18 protein-coding genes are annotated in these 20,967 nt (G+C 69.9%); 2 read left to right on the plus strand and 16 right to left on the minus strand.

Features of this window, described 5'->3' with window-relative positions:
- Positions 1 to 233 precede the first annotated feature (233 nt).
- The 6 genes from DW309_RS14320 to DW309_RS14345 form a co-directional block, all read right to left on the minus strand.
- On the minus strand, positions 234 to 1,523 hold the full coding sequence (locus tag DW309_RS14320; protein WP_136028647.1) for a citrate synthase: 1,290 nt from the start codon (positions 1,521 to 1,523) through the stop codon (positions 234 to 236).
- 189 nt (positions 1,524 to 1,712) lie between these two features.
- Positions 1,713 to 2,825: a succinyldiaminopimelate transaminase gene (dapC, locus tag DW309_RS14325; protein WP_136028646.1), complete on the minus strand. Its 1,113-nt coding sequence runs from the start codon at positions 2,823 to 2,825 to the stop codon at positions 1,713 to 1,715.
- A 9-nt stretch (positions 2,826 to 2,834) separates the two neighbouring features.
- Positions 2,835 to 3,155 carry a ferredoxin gene (gene fdxA, locus DW309_RS14330; RefSeq protein ID WP_017203330.1) on the minus strand — a complete coding sequence of 107 codons (321 nt, stop codon included), beginning with the start codon at positions 3,153 to 3,155 and terminating at the stop codon, positions 2,835 to 2,837.
- A 9-nt stretch (positions 3,156 to 3,164) separates the two neighbouring features.
- Positions 3,165 to 3,575, minus strand: coding sequence for a histidinol dehydrogenase (locus DW309_RS14335; RefSeq protein WP_168387288.1), 411 nt, complete (start codon positions 3,573 to 3,575; stop codon positions 3,165 to 3,167).
- A 40-nt stretch (positions 3,576 to 3,615) separates the two neighbouring features.
- On the minus strand, positions 3,616 to 3,930 hold the full coding sequence (locus DW309_RS14340; protein ID WP_136028645.1) for an AzlD domain-containing protein: 315 nt from the start codon (positions 3,928 to 3,930) through the stop codon (positions 3,616 to 3,618).
- Positions 3,927 to 4,643 carry an AzlC family ABC transporter permease gene (locus DW309_RS14345; protein ID WP_136045755.1) on the minus strand — a complete coding sequence of 239 codons (717 nt, stop codon included), beginning with the start codon at positions 4,641 to 4,643 and terminating at the stop codon, positions 3,927 to 3,929. The genes DW309_RS14340 and DW309_RS14345 overlap by 4 nt, the downstream gene beginning before the upstream one ends.
- Before the next feature lie 102 nt (positions 4,644 to 4,745).
- Between DW309_RS14345 and DW309_RS14350 the strand changes: the two genes are divergently transcribed.
- A complete protein-coding gene (locus tag DW309_RS14350; RefSeq protein WP_136036699.1) occupies positions 4,746 to 5,294 on the plus strand; it encodes a helix-turn-helix domain-containing protein in 549 nt (182 codons plus the stop codon).
- Between the two features lie 8 nt (positions 5,295 to 5,302).
- Here the strand turns inward: DW309_RS14350 and DW309_RS14355 are convergent, their stop codons facing one another.
- From DW309_RS14355 to typA, 4 genes are all read right to left on the minus strand, one after another.
- The gene (locus DW309_RS14355) at positions 5,303 to 6,928 is read right to left on the minus strand and encodes an MFS transporter (protein ID WP_136045756.1); all 1,626 of its coding nucleotides are present in this window, start codon (positions 6,926 to 6,928) and stop codon (positions 5,303 to 5,305) included.
- Positions 6,925 to 7,971, minus strand: a complete 1,047-nt coding sequence (gene glsA, locus DW309_RS14360; protein ID WP_136045757.1) for a glutaminase A — start codon at positions 7,969 to 7,971, stop codon at positions 6,925 to 6,927. Before glsA ends, DW309_RS14355 begins: the two co-directional genes overlap by 4 nt.
- Before the next feature lie 108 nt (positions 7,972 to 8,079).
- On the minus strand, positions 8,080 to 8,964 hold the full coding sequence (locus DW309_RS14365) for an aggregation-promoting factor C-terminal-like domain-containing protein (RefSeq protein WP_136028640.1): 885 nt from the start codon (positions 8,962 to 8,964) through the stop codon (positions 8,080 to 8,082).
- A 171-nt stretch (positions 8,965 to 9,135) separates the two neighbouring features.
- On the minus strand, positions 9,136 to 11,049 hold the full coding sequence (gene typA / locus DW309_RS14370) for a translational GTPase TypA (protein WP_136028639.1): 1,914 nt from the start codon (positions 11,047 to 11,049) through the stop codon (positions 9,136 to 9,138).
- Between the two features lie 120 nt (positions 11,050 to 11,169).
- On the opposite strand from typA, the gene DW309_RS14375 reads away from it, so the two are divergent.
- The gene (locus tag DW309_RS14375) at positions 11,170 to 11,943 is read left to right on the plus strand and encodes a CPBP family intramembrane glutamic endopeptidase (protein ID WP_136045760.1); all 774 of its coding nucleotides are present in this window, start codon (positions 11,170 to 11,172) and stop codon (positions 11,941 to 11,943) included.
- A gap of 18 nt (positions 11,944 to 11,961) precedes the next feature.
- Here the strand turns inward: DW309_RS14375 and DW309_RS14380 are convergent, their stop codons facing one another.
- The 6 genes from DW309_RS14380 to gcvP form a co-directional block, all read right to left on the minus strand.
- Positions 11,962 to 12,525 carry a PH domain-containing protein gene (locus tag DW309_RS14380; protein ID WP_136028638.1) on the minus strand — a complete coding sequence of 188 codons (564 nt, stop codon included), beginning with the start codon at positions 12,523 to 12,525 and terminating at the stop codon, positions 11,962 to 11,964.
- 2 nt (positions 12,526 to 12,527) lie between these two features.
- Positions 12,528 to 14,201 (minus strand): dipeptide ABC transporter ATP-binding protein, encoded by a 1,674-nt coding sequence (locus tag DW309_RS14385; protein WP_136028637.1) that lies wholly within the window; start codon positions 14,199 to 14,201, stop codon positions 12,528 to 12,530.
- Complete coding sequence (locus DW309_RS14390; RefSeq protein ID WP_136028636.1) at positions 14,198 to 15,139, minus strand: ABC transporter permease; 942 nt, start codon at positions 15,137 to 15,139, stop codon at positions 14,198 to 14,200. The genes DW309_RS14385 and DW309_RS14390 overlap by 4 nt, the downstream gene beginning before the upstream one ends.
- Positions 15,132 to 16,058: an ABC transporter permease gene (locus tag DW309_RS14395; protein WP_136028635.1), complete on the minus strand. Its 927-nt coding sequence runs from the start codon at positions 16,056 to 16,058 to the stop codon at positions 15,132 to 15,134. Before DW309_RS14395 ends, DW309_RS14390 begins: the two co-directional genes overlap by 8 nt.
- A 101-nt stretch (positions 16,059 to 16,159) precedes the next feature.
- On the minus strand, positions 16,160 to 17,812 hold the full coding sequence (locus DW309_RS14400) for a peptide ABC transporter substrate-binding protein (RefSeq protein ID WP_136028634.1): 1,653 nt from the start codon (positions 17,810 to 17,812) through the stop codon (positions 16,160 to 16,162).
- 215 nt (positions 17,813 to 18,027) lie between these two features.
- Positions 18,028 to 20,868, minus strand: coding sequence for an aminomethyl-transferring glycine dehydrogenase (gcvP, locus tag DW309_RS14405; RefSeq protein ID WP_240753242.1), 2,841 nt, complete (start codon positions 20,866 to 20,868; stop codon positions 18,028 to 18,030).
- Positions 20,869 to 20,967: the final 99 nt, after the last annotated feature.

The raw sequence follows: 20,967 nt of genomic DNA on the forward strand, positions 1-20,967 counted from the left end.
TCCGGCGGTCAGGGCGGCGGCCAGGGCGCCAGCTACTCCACGCAGACCGGCGGCGCTTCGCGCCAGGGCGGCCAGTCCCGTCAGGGCGGTGGCCGCGGCTCGCAGGGCCGCTGACACCCCTGCCACCCCCCGGAACGGTGCCCCTCCTCACGGAGGGGCACCGTTCTGCGTTGCGCTGCCGGACGCCGAAACGCCCCCTCCGATGTGACGGAGGGGGCGTTTCGGGTGACGGCTCAGCGCGTCGGGAAGGACCGCTCGGGCGAACCCGTGTACAACTGCTGCGGGCGGCCGATCTTGGTCTGCGGGTCGAGCTGCAGCTCACGCCACTGCGCGAGCCAGCCCGGGAGCCGTCCGATCGCGAACAGCACCGTGAACATGCGCGTCGGGAAGCCCATCGCCTTGTAGATCACGCCGGTGTAGAAATCGACGTTCGGGTAGAGGCGACGCTCGCGGAAGTAGTCGTCGGCGAGCGCGAGCTCCTCGAGCTCCTTCGCCAGATCGAGCAGCGGGTCGGTCACGCCCAGCGAGGCGAGCACCTCGTCGGCCGCCTCCTTGACGAGCTTGGCGCGCGGGTCGTAGTTCTTGTAGACCCGGTGCCCGAAGCCCATCAGCTTCACGCCCTCTTCCTTGTTCTTCACCCGCTCCACGAAGCGCGCGACGCTCTGCCCCGAGTCGCGGATCTGACCGAGCATCGTCAGCACGGCCTCGTTCGCACCGCCGTGCAGCGGGCCGGAGAGCGCCTGGATGCCGGCGGACACGGAGGCGAACTGGTTCGCGCCCGTCGAGCCGACGAGGCGGACGGTCGACGTGGAGGCGTTCTGCTCGTGGTCCTCGTGCAGGATCAGCAGCAGCTCGAGCGCCTTCGCCATGACCGGGTTGATCTCGTACGGCTCGGAGTTGACGCCGAAGTTGAGCTTGAGGAAGTTCTCCACGAACCCGAGGGAGTTGTCAGGGTACAGGAACGCCTGCCCGACGCTCTTCTTGTGCGCGTAGGCCGCGATCACCGGGAGCTTGGCGAGCATGCGGATCATGTTCAGCTCGACGTGCTCGGGGTTGTGCGGGTCGGTCTGGCCCTCGTAGTACGTCGACAGGGCGGCGACCGCCGAGGACAGCACGGACATGGGGTGCGCGGTGTGCGGCAGCGCGGAGAAGAAGCGCTTGAGGTCTTCGTGCAGCAGCGTGTGGCGGCGGATCTTCTCGTCGAACTCGGCGAGCTCGGATGCCGAGGGCAGCTCGCCGTAGATGAGCAGCCACGCCACCTCGAGGTAGCTGGTGCTCCCGGCGAGCTGTTCGATCGGGTAGCCGCGGTAGCGCAGGATGCCCTTGTCGCCGTCGATGAAGGTGATCTCGGACTTGGTCGAGGCGGTGTTCACGAAGCCGTAGTCGAGTCCGGTGTACCCGGTCTGCCTGGTCAGCGTCGAGAAATCGATGCTGTCGTGGCCGGCCGTGCCGCGCACCACGGGGAATTCGGCGGTGGTGTCACCGATCGTCAGCTTCGCCGTCTGGTCTGCTGCAGCGCTCACGCGCCCTCCTCCTTTGTCTGACCGCCTGCGCGTCGCGGGGGTGTCAGCACGTTCGTGATCAAGCCGGAAGTGGCGATCTCTCGGCGCCGAGCGCCTGGTCGGGTGACGACCGAATCGCTTTTACAGCCTAGTAGTCCCACCGGCCTACTGTGACAACCGCCAAACAGATCGCCGCTGAGCTGAGGGAAGCTACAGAGCGCCGTCGTGCAGGCGCTCTGCCGCCGCGCTCACCCGCTCGGTCGGCGCGGTCAGCGCGAGCCGCACGTGCTGCGCCGCGTCGGCACCGTAGAAGGGGCCGGGACCCGCGAGGATGCCCAGGTCGGCGAGCCGCCCCAGCGACTCCCACGCGTCGCGTCCCTCCGTCGCCCACAGGTAGAGACCCGCCTCCGAGCCGTCGATGCGGAAGCCGGCGGCCTCCAGGGCCGGGCGGAGCAGGTCGCGCCTGGCGCGGTACAGCTCCTTCTGCGCGGCCACGTGCGCGTCGTCGCCGAGCGCCACGGCCATCGCGTGCTGCACCGGAGCGGGCGGCATGAGGCCGAGGTGCTTGCGGGCGGTGAGCAGCTCCCCCACGATGCGGGCGCACCCGGCCACGAAGGCGGCGCGATACCCCGCGAGGTTCGACTGCTTGCTGAGCGAGTACACGCTGAGCAGGTTGGCGCGGCTGCCGTCGGTCACCCGCGGGTCCAGCACGGACGGGATCGGCTCCGTCGACCACGGGCCGTCCCACCCCAGCTCCGCGTAGCACTCGTCGCTCGCCAGGACCGCGCCCAGCTCGCGCGCGCGACGCACGGCGGCCGCGAGCTCCGCGACGCTCCAGGTGCGCCCGTCGGGGTTGCCAGGGGTGTTGATCCAGATGAGCTTCGTGCCCTCGGGCCACTCCGCCGGATCGTCGGCCGCGAGCGGTGTGGCTCCGGCGACGCGGGCGCCCACGTCGTACGTCGGATAGGCCACGCGCGGGTGCACCACGATGTCGCCCGGCCCGAGACCGAGCAGCGTGGGCAGGAGCCCGACGAGCTCCTTCGAGCCGATCGTGGGCAGTACGTTGTCGATGCGCAGATCCGGCACGCCGCGGCGGCGCGCATACCAGGCGACGATGGCCTCGCGCAGCGCGGGGGTCCCGACCGTCTGCGGATAGGCGTGGGCGTCTGTCGCCTCGGCGAGCGCCCGGCGGATGATGTCGGGCGTCGGGTCGACGGGCGAGCCGACCGAGAGGTCGACCAGACCGCCCGGGTGCTGCGCTGCGCGGTCACGGAACGGGACGACCGCGTCCCACGGGTAGTCGGCGAGGTCGCGGACGCTCACGGCCGGCGCCTACTCGCCCTGCGGCGGCAGCGCGGCGATGATCGGGTGGTCGAACGGGTAGACGCCGACCTTGGCGGCGCCTCCCGGCGAGCCGATCTCGTCGAAGAACTCGACGTTGGCCTTGTAGTAGTCCTGCCACTCGTCGGGCAGGTCGTCCTCGTAGTAGATGGCCTCGACGGGGCACACCGGCTCACAGGCACCGCAGTCGACGCATTCGTCCGGGTGGATGTACAACGACCGTTCGCCCTCGTAGATGCAGTCAACGGGGCACTCGTCGATGCAGGCGCGATCCTTGACATCGACGCACGGGAGGGCGATCACATACGTCACCGCTCCAGTCTACGTCGCGCTCGGCTCCCGATCCTCCGTCGGCGCGCTCGCGGGTCGTGCGGGCGGGCGCGAGAACGACGGCCACGCGACAACGAGCAGCACGATCCCCGCCGCCAGGTAGGTCCAGATGCGACCGGCGAGGGAGTCCTGCACCACGACGGAGCCGCCGGGGCCCACACCGGAGATCATGACCAGCATGCCGAGCATCCCGAGCCCTGCGGCGACGGCCGCCCAGCGGTCGTGGGTGAGCGCGCGGATCGCCACCAGGATGGCGGCGCAGGCGATCGCCGCGACGATCAGGCCGACCGGGATCGGGCCCCACATCACGCTGTGCGCGATGGTCCCGGCCACGCCGTAGACACCGCCGACCAGGGCCGCGGCGACCCACGACAGCACCCTCGAGATCCCGTTCACGCGCACCCCTCGATCCTATCCGCGCGGCGGTCGCGGCACCCGCCGATCAGCTCGCGAGCCCGAACAGGCGCAGCAGCGCCGCCACCAGCGCCGCCGCCACGACCACCACGAGGAACGACTGCCGCAGCCACAGCAGTCCGGCCGCCACCAGCAGCGCGGGCACGCGGGCGTCGACCGTGATGGCCTGACCGTCGCCGAGGGTCTGCACTGCGACGAGTGCCGCGAGCAGGGCCACCGTGAGCAGATCGGAGATGCGGGCGGGACGCGGCGCCTCGAGCACCTTCGGCGGCACGAGGTAGCCCGCGGCCTTGAGCGCGAGGCAGATCAGGGCGGCCAGCAGGATGGCGCTCCACAGGCTCATGCGCCGGCCTCCCGCGTCTCGAGGGGCTCGCGCCCCGCGTCGTCCCGCCCGAGCCAGTTGAACCACCCGACCGCGATCGCGACGACCGCGGCGATCAGCACCGGCAACCCCGGCATGAGGAACGGGGTCAACGCCGCCGCGACCACTGCCGCCGCCACGCCGACGGCCACCGCCTGGCGCTGTCGGAGGCGCGGCCACAGCAGGGCGAGGAACGCTGCCGCGGCCGCCGCGTCCAAGCCCCAGGCCTTCGGGTCGCCGAGCACGTCGCCGACGAGGGCTCCCGTGAGGGTGGTCAGGTTCCAGCCGATGAAGATGCCCACGCCCGTGACCCAGAAGCCCACCCGGCGCAGGCGGGGGTCGTTCTGGGCGATCGCGACGGCGGTGGACTCGTCGATCGTGAAGTGCGCGGCGGCCGCACGGCGCCACGGTCCTCCCCCGACGAGGGGCGACATGCGCATGCCGTAGGCGACGTTGCGCACGCCGAGCAGCGCGGCCGAGGCGATCGCCGACGGGAGGGCGGCGAGGCCGCCCGAGGCGAAGACGCCGATGAACGCGAACTGCGACCCGCCCGTGAACATCAGCAGGCTCAGCACGCAGGTCTGCCACACGTCCAGCCCGGAGGCGACGGCGAGGGCACCGAACGAGATGCCGTAGGCGCTGGTGGCGAGCACGACGCCGAGCGCCTCGCGCCACACCTCGCGTTCCGCGGTCACCGGGACACCGCGCGCTCTGTTCGTTTGAGTGAACGCATGACCATCATTCTGAACAGCTGCTGGTGGATAGTCAAGCGAACGATCGTTTGACATGATGAACGCATGGAGGATCTCCGCACCCGCCTCGCCCGCACGCTCCGCCGCGAGCGAGAGGCCGCGAGCCTGTCCGTCTCGGAGCTCGCCCGCCGCGCCGGCGTCTCCAAGGCGACCGTCTCACAGCTCGAGAGCGGCGCGGGCAACCCCAGCGTCGAGACGCTGTGGGCCCTGGGCGTCGCCCTCGGGGTGCCCTTCGCGGTGCTGGTCGACCAGCAGGCCAACGCGCCCACGCTCATCCGCGCCGACGAGCTCGCGGGCGTGCCCTCGTCCGCCGCCGCCTACAGCGCGACCCTCCTCTCGGCCAGCCCGCCCGGCGCCCGGCGCGACGTGTACCTGATCCAGGCCGAGCCCGGAGACCCCCGCCGTTCCGACCCGCACCACCCGGGCACGATCGAGCACGTGATCCTGATCGCGGGCCAGGCCCGCATCGGCCCGCCCGACGAGCCCGTCGTGCTCGACCCCGGCGACTACCTCACGTACGCCGGAGACGTGTCGCACATCTTCGAGGCCACCAAGCCCGGGACGAGCGCGGTCCTCATCTCCGAGCTGCGCTGAGCGCCGCCTCAGTCCGAGCCGCTCGACGGCGACGGATCGGGGATCTCGTGCGGCCGGTACTGCGGCAGCCGCGACGCCGGGAGGATCGCCAGGGCGCTCACCGCCGCCAGCAGCAGCAGTCCGAGCTTGAGCGTGCTCAGACGCGCCTGCTCGTTCACGGCGACCGCCGCATCCACCTGCTCCTCCGTGGCGTCCGTCGACTCCAGCACCACGCGCAGGTCGTCGTTGCTGATGAAGTTCACGTCGTCCATCGGCACCTGCGCCACCAGCGACGGCGGCAGCTCCGGATGCTCGACCACCGCGCGACCGACGTTCAGGGCGAGCAGCGACACCAGCAGCGCGCCGGCGAGAGCCGTCCCCACCGCCGACGCGAGGTTCTGCGTCGTGCCGCGCAGGGAGCCCACGTCGCCCGCCAGCTCCGCGGGGGCCGCCGTGACCAGCACGTTGAACACCAGCGTGACCAGGGCGCCCTGTCCGATGCCGAACACGATCAGCCCCGCGATCGTCGGCACGGTCTCCCAGTTGTTCGTCACGACGACCGAGAGCCACACGAGCGCGGCGGTGGTGAGGGTGAAGCCGAACACCCCGATGGTGCGCGGGGGGTAGCGCTTGTAGAAGCGCACGACCAGTGTCGCGGTCAGGAAGACCGTGAGGTTGAACGGCATCATCGCCAACGACGTGTCGAACGGGGTCCTCCCCTGCACGATCTGGATGTACAGCGGGATCGTGAAGTTCACGCACGCCTCGAGCCCCACGACGATGAACATGGCGTAGACGGCGGCACGCTCGCGCGACGACCCCAGCACACTGAGGTCGATGAGCGGTACCTTGCCCTCCGCCATGCGCCGCCGCGTCCACAGGAAGAACGCCTGCCCCAGCACGAGGCCGAGCACGATGAACAGCGGTGCCGGCGACAGCCCCAGCACACTGAACGGGGCGGCCGGCGATGCGGCCAGCGCACCCCAGCCGTTGAGGTTGTTGAACCCGAGCGTCAGCAGCACGATCGCGCCGCCGATCAGGAGCGACGCCACGAGGTCGATGCGGATGGAGGCGTCGCCGCGGTCGCCGCGCAGCGTGAAGCTCAGGGCGAAGACGGCGACCGCGATCGCCAGCACGATGAAGAACAGCGGGCGCCAGCCGACGAGCGTGCCCAGTGTGCCGCCGATGAGGAAGGCGCTGACACCCGAGATGGCGCGGGCGGAGCCGATGGCCCCGATCGCGGTGGCCTGCTGGGATCCGCGGTAGTTCTCGGCGATCAGCGCCACGATGGACGGCACGATGATGGCCGCGGCCGCCCCGGCCACCGCCTGACCGGCGATCGCCCACCAGATGCCGGGGGCGGTGAGCATCATGATCGCGGAGCCGGCGAACAGGGCGACCACCACCCGGAAGATCAGCACCCAGCCGACGCGCTGCCCGAGCTTCGCGCCCGTCATCACGAGCGCCGCGACCGCCAGGCCGTACATCACGATGGTGGTGCTGGCGAGTGTCGGCGGCACGCCGAACTCACCGACCATGCCGCCCAGGGAGATGGGCAGCGCCGCCACATTAAACGACATCAGCACCTGCGCGAGGAACAGACTCACCATCGGCAGCCACGAGGTCTTCGCTGGCGCCTGCACCGTCTCCGTCATGATCGCTCCTTCTCCGCCGATCGGGGACCGCTCCGCGAGTCGTCCGCCTGCGCGGGTGCGGAGGCGAACAGATTGAGCCCGAGCGAGCGCGACAGATGGCCGATCGCCATCTGCGACCGCACGGAGTTGCCCGCGTCGTCCAGCCGCGGCGAGAACCCGGCAGCCGCCCCTTTGCCCGGCGAGACCGCGACGATCCCTCCCGCGACACCGGACTTCGCCGGGAGACCGATCTCGAACAACCAGTCGCCGGAGTTCTCGTAGAGGCCGCTCGCTGCGACGACCGCGAGCGTGTCGCGGCACACGTCCGCCGTCACCACGCGCTCCCCCGTGATCGGGTTCACGCCGCCGTCGGCGAGCGTCGCCCCCATGACGGCCAGGTCGTGCGCCGTCACGCTCAGCGCGCACTGCCGCGTGTACACATCGACGATCTCGTCCGGGTCGCCCGCCAGGCGTCCGTAGCTCTTGAGCAGCCAGCCGAGGGCGCGGTTGCGGTCGTTCGACGCCGCCTCCGACGCGTACACCTCGCCGTCGAGGCTCAGCGGCCGTCCGGCGAACGCCGACAGCCCCTCCCGCACCCGTTCCCACTGTTCGACCGCGGTCGCGCCCGGCATCAGCGCCGTGGTCGCGATCGCGCCGGCGTTGACCATCGGGTTGCGCGGATGGCCCTCGTTCAGCTCCAGCGCGACGACCGAGTTGAACGCGAGCCCGGTGTTGTTGACGCCGACGATGTCGCGGACGCGCTCGTGCCCGTGCTCCTGGATCGCCAGGGCGTACACGAACATCTTCGAGATCGACTGGATCGAGAACGGGTGCAGCGCGTCTCCGGCGTCGTGCACCCCGCCGCCGACCTCGATGACGGCGAGACCGAACAGCTCGGGGTCCACCTCGGCCAGCACCGGGATGTAGTCGGCCACGCGCCCTCCGCGCTCACCGGCATAGCGGGCGTGGGCCTCCCGGACGATCTCGTCCACGCGCTCCCAGCCGGGCAGCGTGCCCGTCGAGACCTCCTGCGGGACATCGAGCCAGGCGACGGGATCGAGCACCACTCCTCCTCGGATTCGCGACGCTCCCCAGCCGTCACAGTCACCGTAGCGCTCGACCGCCTCTCAGGATAGGCCCGTCACGGTGCGTGGCCTCCGGCCCGCTCGGGCTCAGTACCAGTTCATCGCCTGCGAGTGGCCCCAGGCGCTGCACGGCGTGCCGTAGGCATCGGCGATGTACTTCAGGCCCCACGCGATCTGGGTGGCCGCGTTGGTCTGCCAGTCGGCGCCGGCCGAGGCCATCTTGCTGCCGGGAAGCGCCTGCGGGATCCCGGTGGCACCGCCATCGGCGTTGTACGCCCGGTAGTTCCAGCCCGACTCCTTGTTCCACAGCGAGTTCAGGCAGGAGAACTGATCGCCGCCCCAGCCGTAGCGGTCGGCCATCATCTGCTGCGCGGTCGCCTTCGCGCCGTCCACCGTGTTGGCCGCGGCGAGCGCGGCGGCGGCCGCAGCGGCCTGCTCGGCGGCGACGCGCGCCGCCTCCTCCGCGGCCTTCTGCTCCTGCGCCGCCGTGTACGCCTGCTGCAGCGCCGCGGTCTCCGCGACGACCTTCTCGGTCTCGGCGGCGGCCTGCTCGGTCGCGACCGTCACGAGGAGCAAGGGCAGGGTCGCACGGTCGTCGAGGGTCTCCAGGTCATCCTCGAGCGGCGTCGTGTCCACCGGGGCCGCAGCGCTCACGTCGAGGCCGGACGCGGAGACCTCGGCGGTCAGGGCGTCCGCCGCTGCGACCGCATCCTTCCCCTTCGACACCGTCATCACGGCCTCGTCGGCGATGCGGGTGAGCGGTTCCGCGCCGAAGGCCTGGCTCGTGATCGCGGCCGACGCGGCCGGCTGCGCGGTGCCGGTGGCGGGGGCGGCCGTCACCCCGACCGTGAGGGTGATCCCCACGAGGGCGGCGGCCGCGGTGCCCAGGACGAGCAGCGGGGTACGGGTGACGGCGGCGCGCGCGGCAGCCACCTCGGAGGCGCGCCGAAGCGCACGGGTCTTCTGAAGCATTGGGTTCGACTTTCGGGTCGTCGTGCGCCCGATGCGGGACACTCATCGGGAGATTGCCCCGGACGCAAGTGAACGAGTCTGCGTCATCGACCTAGCCCCCACCTGGCATTTTCATGAGAAGAGGGCCCCACGCCGGAGCGTGGGGCCCTCTCGGAAGGGTGCGGGGATACCTCAGGCGTTCGCGTCCTGACGCTTCAGGCGCGAGGCCTCGCGACCGCGGACGGTCTGGTCCAGGATCACCTTGCGGATGCGCACCTTCTCGGGCGTCACCTCGACGCATTCGTCGTCACGCGCGAACTCCAGGCTCTCCTCGAGCGTGAGCAGCCGCGGCGGCGTCATCGACTCGAAGTTGTCGGCCGTGGAGGAGCGCATGTTGGTGAGCTTCTTCTCCTTGGTGATGTTCACGTCCATGTCGTCGGCGCGCGAGTTCTCGCCGATGACCATGCCCTCGTAGACCTCTTCGGTCGGCTGCACGAAGAACGACATGCGCTCCTGCAGGGCGATCATCGCGAAGGGGGTCACCACGCCGGAGCGGTCGGCCACGATCGAGCCGTTCTGGCGCGTCGTGATCTGACCGGCCCACGGCTCGTACCCGTGCGAGATCGCGTTCGCGATGCCGGTGCCGCGGGTGGTCGTGAGGAACTCGCTGCGGAAGCCGATGAGACCGCGCGAGGGCACGACGAACTCCATGCGCACCCAGCCGGTGCCGTGGTTGGTCATGTTCTCCATGCGGCCCTTGCGGTTCGCGAGGAGTTGCGTGATCGCGCCGAGGTGCTCCTCCGGCGTGTCGATGGTCAGGTGCTCGAACGGCTCGTAGACCTTGCCGTCGATCTTCTTGGTGACCACCTGCGGCTTGCCGACCGTGAGCTCGAAGCCTTCGCGACGCATGTTCTCGACGAGGATGGCGAGCGCGAGCTCACCACGACCCTGCACCTCCCACGCGTCGGGACGGCCGATGTCGACGACCTTGAGCGAGACGTTGCCGATGAGCTCGCGGTCCAGACGATCCTTCACCATGCGGGCGGTGAGCTTGTGCCCCTTGACCTTGCCCATGAGCGGCGACGTGTTCGTGCCGATCGTCATGGAGATCGCGGGGTCGTCGACCGTGATGGCCGGCAGCGGACGGATGTCCTCGGGGTCGGCGATGGTCTCGCCGATCGTGATGTCCTCGAAGCCGGCGATCGCGACGATGTCGCCGGGGCCCGCGGAATCAGCCGGGTAGCGCTCCAGGGCGCGGGTCTTCAGCAGCTCGGTGATCCGGGCGTTGCTGGTCGTGCCGTCGGAGCGGACCCAGGCGACCGTCTGGCCCTTCTTGAGGGTGCCGTTGAACACGCGCAGCAGGGCGAGTCGTCCGAGGAACGGGCTGGAGTCGAGGTTCGTGACCCAGGCCTGCAGCGGCGCCTCGTCGTCATAGGACGGCGCGGGCACGTGCTCGAGGATCGCCTCGAACAGCGGCTCCAGGTCGTCGTTGTCGGGCAGCGACCCGTCGGCGGGACGGTTCTGCGAGGCGGCGCCGGCACGGCCGGAGGCGTACACGACCGGAACGTCGAGCAGCGCATCGACATCGAGGTCGGGCACGTCGTCGACCAGGTCGGACGCGAGACCCAGCAGCAGGTCGTGCGCCTCCTCCTCGACCTCGGCGATGCGGGCGTCGGGGCGGTCGGTCTTGTTGACCAGCAGGATCACCGGCAGCTTGGCCTCGAGGGCCTTGCGCAGCACGAAGCGGGTCTGCGGCAGCGGGCCCTCGCTCGCGTCGACGAGCAGCACGACACCGTCGACCATGGACAGGCCGCGCTCGACCTCGCCGCCGAAGTCGGCGTGGCCGGGCGTGTCGATCACGTTGATCGTGATCTCCTTGCCGTCGGCGTGCTTGCCCTTGTAGGTGATCGCCGTGTTCTTGGCGAGGATCGTGATGCCCTTCTCGCGCTCGAGGTCGTTCGAGTCCATCGCCCGCTCCTCGACGTGCGAGTGTTCGCCGAAGGAGCCCGTCTGGCGGAGCATCGCGTCGACGAGCGTGGTCTTGCCGTGGTCGACGTGGGCGACGATTGCGACGTTGCGGAGGTCAGAGCGGAGGGCGTGCGCCATACAAGGGTCCTCAAAGAGTGTGGGGTTGCGCCGGGAAGCCGACGTTCCAGGATAACGTACGCGCCGGATCGGATCTCCGAGGCACGTCGTAGCATCGACTCCGTGACCCCCGCTCCCCCGATGTCCTCGCGCCGCGAGGGCCGTGCGCGCCTGTGGTGGGAGATCGCGATCGTGCTGGCCCTGGGGCTCGGACAGTCGGCGGTCTACGCGATCGTGCAGCTGGCCTACCGCCTGACCGACGACGTGCCCCTGGCCGACCAGACCGCGACGCTCAACCCGTCCCGCAGCGACCGCGAGGTGTTCGACCTCGTCTATCAGCTGCTCTCGATCGGCTTCTCGCTCGTGCCCGTGCTGCTGGTGTGCTTCCTGCTGTGGCAGCGCCGACGACCGCACCTCGGGCGGCTCGGGCTCGACGGCACCCGCATCGGCGTCGACGTGGCCCGCGGCGTGCTGCTCGTGGTGGCGATCGGCGTGCCGGGCCTCGCGCTCTACCTCGGCGGCCGGGCGGCCGGCCTGTTCGTGGCCGTGAACCCCGCGGGACTCGACGCCCACTGGTGGACCGTGCCGATCCTGCTGCTCGCGGCGGCCCGCGCCTCCCTGCAGGAGGAGTTCGTGGTGCTCGGCTACCTCTTCGCGCGGCTGCGGCAGCTCGGCTGGTCGCCGTGGACGATCATCGTCGCCACCTCCGTGCTCCGCGCGACCTACCACCTGTACCAGGGGCCGGGGGCGTTCGTCGGCAACCTCGCGATGGGGCTGCTGTTCGGGTGGCTGTACCAGCGGACGGGACGACTGCTGCCGTTCCTGGTGGCGCACTTCCTCATCGACGCGACCGTGTTCGTCGGCTACCCGTGGGCGGCCGCCACCTGGCCCGAGCTGTTCGGGCTGCCCGGGTGAGCCCGGTGCGCCGGGTGCTCAGCCGAGGTTGACCACGACGAGCGCGGCGGCGGCCCACAGCACGATCACCGCGAGCGCGATCAGCGCGGGGCCGTCCCACGTGCGACGGATGGGCGCGTCGGCAGCCGCCGCCTCCGACCAGCGGTCGCGGATGTCGGTGAGGGCCCGCAACCCGGAGGGCACCCGCGGCTCCGCGTCCTCGTCACGACGCTGACGGGGCGGGCGGGCGCGGGCCGGGCCACCCCAGGAGGTGAGCGTGCGGCCGTCGTCGAGCGCGAACTCGAGCTGCCAGCGCAGGTCGATGTCGCGCACGTGCCCCCAGCCGAAGCTCGTCCGGCGCAGGAGGTTCTGCACGGTCGCCCCGTGCGCGTCCACCCGCACGTGCGACACGAAGCTGATCTCGTACACGATCCACAGGGCGAGGAGCATCCACGGAGCGATCAGCAGCGCCTGCACGATGCTGCCGTTGACGACCGTGTCCCCCAGCAGGAACAGCACCAGCAGCACGCTGAGCACGAGGATGACGGTGCCCGAGGACGCACGGTAGGTCCGTGCGTCCTCGGGCTGTGCCGGCGATGCCACGCTCAGTGGCCGCCGAGAGGGATCGACGCACCCGGGATCGCCTGCAGCAGGCGCTCCGTGTACTCCTCCTGCGGATTCGCGAAGATCTCGTCGACCGTGCCCTGCTCCACCACGCGGCCCTTCTCCATCACACACACCAGGTCGCTGGAGACCCGCACGACCGCGAGGTCGTGGGTGATGAACAGGTACGTCAGGTCGAGCTCGGACTGCAGGTCGGCGAGCAGCTTCAGGATCTGGTCCTGCACCAGCACGTCGAGCGCCGACACCGCCTCGTCGAGCACGATGATGTCGGGCTTGAGCGCGAGTGCACGAGCGATCGCCACGCGCTGCCGCTGACCGCCCGACAGCTCGTTCGGGTATCGCGTGGCGAGGGACTGGGGCAGGGCGACCTGCTCCAGCAGCTCCTCCACGCGCGCCCGCTGCGAGGCGCGGTCGCCGACGCCGTGGATCTGCAGCGGCTCGGCGATCGTGTTGCCGATGTTGCGCAGCGGGTCGAGCGAGCCGTACGGGTCCTGGAACACCGGCTGCATCCGGCGACGGAGCCCGAACGCCTGCGCGTTCGAGAGCCCCGACACGTCCTGACCGTCGATCTCGATCGTGCCGGCGGTCGGATCCTCGAGCTTGAGCACCATCTTCGCGACCGTGGACTTGCCCGATCCGGACTCCCCGACCAGTGCGAGCGTCTTGCCGCGCGGGATCTCAAACGACACGTCGTCCACCGCCCGGAAGGCCTCGCTGCGGAAGTTGCCCTGGCGGATCTTGTAGTCCTTCGTCAGACCGGCCACCCGGACGGTCGGCGGGATGTCCGCGAGGTCCTCGAGCGTCTCGATCCCCCGATCCTCCACGACCGCCTGGATGCGCTGCGACGCCACACTGGGCGCCGCGGCCACCAGCCGCTTGGTGTACGGGTGCTGCGGGTTCTCCAGGATCTGACGGCTCGGCCCCGCCTCGACGATGTTGCCGCCGTTCATCACGATGATCTTCTCCGCGCGCTCGGCCGCGAGACCGAGGTCGTGCGTGATCAGGAGCACCGAGGTGCCCTTGTCCCGCGTGAGAGAGGCCATGTGATCGAGGATGACCCGCTGCACCGTCACGTCGAGGGCCGAGGTCGGCTCGTCGGCGATCAGGAGCTTCGGGTCGGCCGCGAGACCGATGCCGATCAGCGCGCGCTGGCGCATCCCGCCGGAGAACTGGTGCGGATACTGGTGCAGCCGTCGCTCGGCATCGGCCAGACCCGCCTGCTGCAGCACCTCGATCGTGCGTGCCTTGACAGCGGCACGCCCCTGGGCGATGCCGTTGGCGCGCACGGCCTCCTTGACCTGGAAGCCGATGCTCCACACCGGGTTGAGGCTCGACATGGGGTCCTGCGGCACGAAGCCGATGTCGCGACCGCGCACGGCCTCGATGTCGCGTCGGCTCAGGCCCGTGAGCGGACGGCCCTCGAGCGTGATCGATCCTCCGGTGACCTTTCCGGTCCCCGGCAGCAGGTCGACGATGGCCGTGGCCGTGGTGGACTTGCCCGAACCGGACTCCCCCACGATCGCGACGGTCTCGCCGGGGAACACGTCGAACGTGACACCGTGCAGGACCTCGCGCATCCCCTCCTGCGAACGGAACGCGACCTTGAGGTCGCGGACACTCAGCAGCGGGATCTGGGCGGCGTTGTGGTCGCTCATCGGCGGGCCCTCGCCTTCGGGTCGAGGGCGTCTCGGATGAGCTCGCCGAGGCCGACGAACGCGAGCACCGCGAGGGTGAGCGCGATCGATGGATAGATGAGCGACATCGGGGCGATGCGCAGAGCCGCCTGTGCCTGGCTGATGTCGTTACCCCACGACACCACCGTGCCGCCGAGTCCGACACCGAGGAACGACAGGGTTGCCTCCGCCACGATCGCCGCGGCGAGTCCCAGGGTCGACACGACCAGCAGCGGCGCGATGCCGTTGGGGATCACGTGGGTCAGCAGCGTCTTGAACCGGGACTGGCCCAGCGAGCGCGACGCCATGACGAAGTCCGCCTGCCGCACCCGGAGGATCTCAGCGCGCACGACGCGTGCCGTGGACGCCCAGGAGAAGCCACCGATCGCGAGCGCGAGCGTCCACACCGAGCGATAGTCCGAGAGCACCGTCATCACGACCAGGGCGGCCAGGATGTAGGGGATCGCGAAGAAGATGTCGCCGATGCGGGACAGCAGCGCGTCGATCCAGCCGCCGTAGAAACCGGCCAGCGCACCCATGATGAGGCCCAGCACCGCGGAGATCACGGTGGCGATGAGACCGACCGACAGCGACGTCTGGGCGCCCCAGACGACGCGGGCGTAGATGTCGCAGCCCTGGAAGTTGAACCCGAGCGGGTGGCCGGGCGTCGGGCCCTCGTTGCTGTTCATCAGGTCGCACACGCGCGGGTTGACCTGCGTGAACAGGGTCGGCCAGAACGACATGACGATGAACAGCGCGGCGAGCAGCACCGAGAACCAGAACATCGGGCGACGGCGGAGGTCGCGCCACGCGTCGCGCCACAGGTTGCTGGGCTTCTCGGCGACGCGCACCGCATCGATGGCGATCGACTCGGTCTCGACCGGGGCGACGTAGTGCTTCTGCGTGGTGGGGTCAGACATAGCGGATCCTCGGGTCGAGCAGACCGTAGAGCAGGTCGATGACAAGGTTCACCAGCACGTACAGGATCACGAACACCGTGACGAAGGAGACCACGGTGGGCCCCTCACCGCGGATCGCCGCCTGGTAGAGCGTGTTGCCGACACCGGGGATGTTGAAGATCCCCTCGGTCACGGTCGCGCCCACGAGGAGCACGCCGAAGTTCGTGGCGGAGTTGGTGATGACCGGGAGCAGGGAGTTGCGCAGCACGTGCACCGGGATCACGCGGGTGCGCGAGAGTCCCTTGCTGTACGCCGTGCGCACCCAGTCCTGGTTGAGGGTGTCGATCACCGAGCTGCGCATCAGGCGCATGCTGACGGCGAAGAGGCTGAACCCGAGCACGAGGGCGGGGAGCCAGAGGCCGCCCCAGTCGTTGTCGGAGCCGACGGTCGGGCTGAACCAGCCCCACTGGATCGCCAGGAAGTACTGGGCCAGGAAGCACAGCACGAAGATCGGGATCGCCAGGGCGACGAGCGCGACCAGCAGGGCGGTCGTGTCGAACAGCTTGCCCTTGCGCAGCGCCGAGATCGTGCCGATCGTGATCGCGAGCGTGAACTCGATCCCGATCGCCATGACGGCGAGCCGGCCGGTGACCGGAAGCGTGTCGACGAGCACCGCGGAGACCGGGCGACCGGAGAAGGTCGTGCCGAGGTCACCCTGGAAGACACCGGTGATGTAGTACCAGTACTGGACCAGGAACGGCTCGTTGAGGTGGTACTCCTCGCGCAGGGCGTTGACGAGAGCCTCATTGGGCGTGCGATCGCCGAACAGAGCCAGGATCGGGTCGCCCGGCATGGCGAACACGAGGAAGTAGATGAGCAGGGTGGCCCCGAAGAACACGGGGATCACCTGGAGAAGACGTCTGATGATATAGCTGGGCATCCGCAGTCCCTTTCGGGAGGGCGCGAACAGACCGAACGGGAGCACCCGACGAGGCGGTGACGGAAACCGTCACCGCCTCGCGGGTGCGAGCTCCGTCAGGCCTATTCGGCAGCCTTCGTGATCTCGTAGTACAGCGGGACCGAGTTCCAGCCGAACGTGACGTTGTCGACCGTGTCGGCGTAACCACCGGTCACGTTGGAGTACCACAGCGGGATCGCGGGGAGATCGTTGAACAGGATCTCCTGCGCCTTGGTGAACTCCTCGACCTGAGCCGCGGTGTCGGTGTTGCTGATGCCCTCGGCGATCAGCGCGTCGAACTCGGGGTTCGAGTAGTCACCGTCGTTGGAACCGGCGTTGGTCGCGTAGAGCGGGCCGAGGAAGTTGTACAGACCGGGGTAGTCGGCCTGCCAACCCGAACGGGCAGCGGTCTTGATGCTGTTGTTGTTGATCTCCTCGCGGATGACCGAGAAGGTCGGGTACGGGTCGCCCGACGCCTCGATGCCCAGCGTGTTGGAGATCGCGTTGGTCACGGCGTCGACCCACTCCTGGTGGCCACCGTCGGTGTTGTAGGCGATCTTGAACTCGCCCTCCCACGGGGAGATGGCGTCGGCCTCGGCCCACAGCTCCTTGGCCTTCTCGGGGTCGTACTTCAGGACCTCGTTGCCCTTGATCGAGTCGGACCAGCCGTCGATGACCGGCGACGTGAAGTCGGAGGCCGTGGTGCGGGTGCCGAAGAAGATCTTGTCGGTGATCTGGTCGCGGTCGAACGCCATCGAGATGGCCTGACGACGGAGGATGCCCTCTTCGCCGGAGAAGTGCGGCAGGAACTGACCGATCGTGAACGACTGGAAGACGGCCGACGGCTGGTTCACCGCGCGGTCGCCCAGGTCGTCCTGGAAGGTCGGCAGCGACACGGACGGGATGACGTCGATGACGTCGACCTTGTTGCCCTGCAGGTCGGCGTAGGCCGCGTCCTGCGTCGCGTAGAAGATGATCGACAGGCCGCCGTTCTTGGCCTTGCGACCGCCGTCGTAGTCGTCGTTGCGGACCAGGTCGATCTGCACGTCGTGCTGCCAGGCGCCCTCACCGTCGAGCTTGTACGGGCCGTTGCCGATCGGGTTCTCGCCGAACGCGTCGATGTCCTCGAACGCGACGTCGGGCAGCGGGTAGTAGGCCGAGTAGCCGAGGCGCAGCGCGAAGTCGGCGGCCGGCTTGTTCAGCGTGATCGTGAACGTGTAGTCGTCGACCTGCTGGAGACCGGACATGTCGCCCTGAGCGCCGTACACGTCGGGGGTGTTCTGGAAGCCCTCGATGTCTTCGAAGAAGTAGCTCGAGAGGTGGGCGTTCTCCGCCTGTGCGCCGTAGTTCCACGCCTTGATGAAGTTGTCGGCGGTGACCTCTTCGCCGTTGGAGAAGGTCTGACCCTCCTTCAGCTTCACGGTGAGGTGCTGCGGGTCCTCGGTGGTGATCTCCTCGGCCATGTCGTTGACCGGCTTGCCCTCGGCGTCGTAGTAGACGAGCCCGGCGAAGATCTCGTCGAGGATCTTGCCGCCACCGACCTCGTTCGTGTTGGTCGGGATCAGCGGGTTCTCCGGCTCCGAGCCGTTCGTCGTGATGATGGCATCCGGGTCGGCCTTGGCCCCACCGTTGCCGCCGTCACCGGTGTTGCCGGATCCGCCCGCGCAGCCCGCGAGCGCCAGAGCGCCACCCGCGAACAGCGCGACGCCCGCCAGGGCGATCTTGTTGCGCTTCACTTTGTGTCCTCCTGTGGACGTGGGAATTCTGCGTGCGCATCGTCGAGCACGCAGGGATACCTGAGCGTAACCCGCGAGTCCGCCCGCCGACGCACTCGGCTAACGAACTGTTACTGAGTGGTGACCAATCGTCACACGCGCGAAACATGGGGAGACGAGGACGGCGCCGCGCCACCCGGAGGTGACCGCGACGCCGTCCGCGGATCAGCAGGGACTCAGGCGAACGCCTCCACCGGCGGGCACGCGCACACCAGGTTGCGGTCGCCGTACGCCTGGTCGATCCGGCGCACCGGCGGCCAGTACTTGGCGGCCACGAGCGAGCGCACCGGGTAGGCCGCCTCCTCGCGCGTATAGGCGTGCGTCCACTCCCCCGCGATGAGCGACACCGCGGTGTGCGGTGCGTGCACGAGCGGGTTGTCGTCGGCCGGCCAGCGTCCGGCGGCCACCGCGTCGGCCTCGGCCTTGATCATGATCATGGCCTCGATGAACCGCTCGATCTCGTCGAGGTCCTCCGACTCGGTCGGCTCCACCATCAGGGTGCCGGCGACCGGGAACGACATCGTCGGCGCGTGGAACCCGTAGTCGATGAGGCGCTTGGCGACGTCGTCGACCGTGATGCCCGTTGCCTCCTTGAGCGGACGCAGGTCGAGGATGCACTCGTGCGCGACCCGGCCGTTCTCGCCCGTGTAGAGCACGGGGAAGTGCGAGCCCAGCCGCTCCGCGATGTAGTTCGCCGAGAGCACGGCCGCTGCGGTCGCCCGGCGCAGCCCGTCGGCTCCCATCATGCGCACGTAGGCCCAGGAGATCGGCAGGATGCCCGCGGAACCGTAGGGGGCCGCCGAGATGACCGCACCGTCGAACGTGTAGCCGCCGAAATGCTCGGCGCGCTGTGCCAGCGGGTGCGAGGGCAGGTACGGGGCCAGGTGCGCCTTCGCCGCGACCGGGCCGATGCCGGGGCCACCCCCGCCGTGCGGGATCGCGAACGTCTTGTGCAGGTTGAGGTGCGAGACGTCGCCGCCCAGGTCACCGAAGCGCGCGTAGCCGAGCAGCGCGTTGAGGTTCGCGCCGTCGACGTACACCTGACCGCCGGCCTCGTGCACCGCCGTCGTGATCTCGACCACCTGCTCCTCGTACACCCCGTGCGTCGAGGGGTACGTGATCATCAGCGCAGCGAGCTCATCGGCGTGCTGCGCGATCTTGGCGCGGAGGTCGTCGAGGTCGACGTTGCCGAGCGCATCGCTGGCCACGACCACGACCTTCATGCCCGCCAGCACGGCAGACGCAGCGTTCGTGCCGTGCGCCGACGACGGGATGAGGCACACCGTGCGGTGCGCGTCGCCGTTCGCATGGTGGTAGCCGCGGATCGCGAGCAGGCCGGCGAGCTCGCCCTGCGACCCCGCGTTCGGCTGCAGCGACACCGCGTCGTAGCCGGTGATCTCGGCGAGCCAGCTCTCGAGCTGATCGATCAGTTCGAGATAGCCCTGCACGTCGTCCGCCGGGGCGAACGGGTGGATGCCGGCGAACTCGGGCCACGTGATCGCCGCCATCTCGGTCGCCGCGTTCAGCTTCATGGTGCACGAGCCGAGCGGGATCATGCCGCGATCGAGCGCGTAGTCGCGGTCGGACAGGCTCTTGAGGTAGCGCATCATCGCGGTCTCGCTGCGGTGCGCGTGGAACACCGGGTGCGTGAGGTACTCGTCCGCGCGGCGGAGAGCCTCCGGCAGCGCGACCGAGACACCCGCGACGAACGCGAACGCCCGCTCCGTCGGCCCGCCGAACACCAGCGCCACGCGGTGCAGGTCGGTGAACGTCGTCGTCTCGTCCACCGCGACACCGATCGTGTCGGCGTCGGCGACCCGCAGCAGGATGCCGTGCTCCTCGCGCGCGCGGGCGGCATGCTCCGCCGCGGCGCCAGGCACCCGCACCGTGAGCGTGTCGAAGAAGTGCTCGTGCACGACCTCGGCCCCCGCCTCGACCAGCCAGTCACGCAACAGGGTGGCCTTGCCGGCGACGCCCTGGGCGATCGAGCGCAGCCCGTCGGGGCCGTGGTACACCGCGTACATCGAAGCCATGACCGCGAGCAGCACCTGCGCCGTGCAGATGTTGGACGTGGCCTTCTCCCGGCGGATGTGCTGCTCGCGCGTCTGCAGCGAGAGCCGGTACGCGGGCTTGCCGTCGGCATCGACCGACACCCCGACCAGTCGCCCCGGCAGCTGGCGCTCGAGGCCGGAGCGCACTGCCATGTAGCCGGCGTGCGGTCCGCCGAAGCCCATCGGCACGCCGAAGCGCTGCGTGGTGCCGACCGCGACGTCGGCACCCATCGTCCCCGGGGCCGTGAGCAGTGTGAGCGCCAGCAGGTCGGCCGCGGCCACGGCGAGACCACCCGCGAGGTGCGCGGCCTCGAACACCGCCGTCGGGTCCCACACGCGACCGGACGCGCCGGGGTACTGCACGAACACGCCGAACAGCTCGTCCGGCAGCTCCTCGCCCGCCGCGAGGTCGACCGTCACGAGCTCGACACCGAGGGCGTCCGCGCGGGACGCGAGCATGGCCCTGGTCTGCGGCAGCGCGTCGGCGTCGACCACGAACACGTTCGACGAGGACTTCGAGGCCCGCCGCGCGAGCAGCATCCCCTCGACCACGGCCGTGGACTCGTCGAGCATCGACGCGTTCGCGGTGCTGAGGCCGGTGAGCTCGGCGACCATGGTCTGGAAGTTGATGAGCGCCTCCAGGCGCCCCTGCGAGATCTCGGGCTGGTACGGCGTGTAGGCCGTGTACCAGGAGGGGTTCTCCAGCACGTTGCGCTGGATCACCTGGGGCGTGATGGTGCCGTAGTACCCGAGGCCGATCATCGCGCGGCGGACCGTGTTGCGCGACGCGAGCGCCCGCAGCTCGGCCAGGGCCTCGGTCTCGCTCGCGGCGGCGGAGATGCGCGACTCCGCGACCGCGGCCTCCGGCCCCGTGTAGATCGAGGCGGGGACGGCCTGGCGCATGAGCGTCTCGACCGGGCTGGTGGGCCCGTCCTCCGCGCCGCCGAGCCCGAGCGCGTCGAGCATCGTGCGCTGTGCGGCCTCGGTGGGTCCGATGTGACGATCGGCGAAAGCAACCACGTGTGTCTCAGCCCTCCGTGAGTGCGACGTAGGCGTCGCGGTCGA

It is taken from the genome of Microbacterium sp. K41, from assembly GCF_004794395.1.
Lineage (GTDB): Bacteria > Actinomycetota > Actinomycetes > Actinomycetales > Microbacteriaceae > Microbacterium > Microbacterium sufflavum.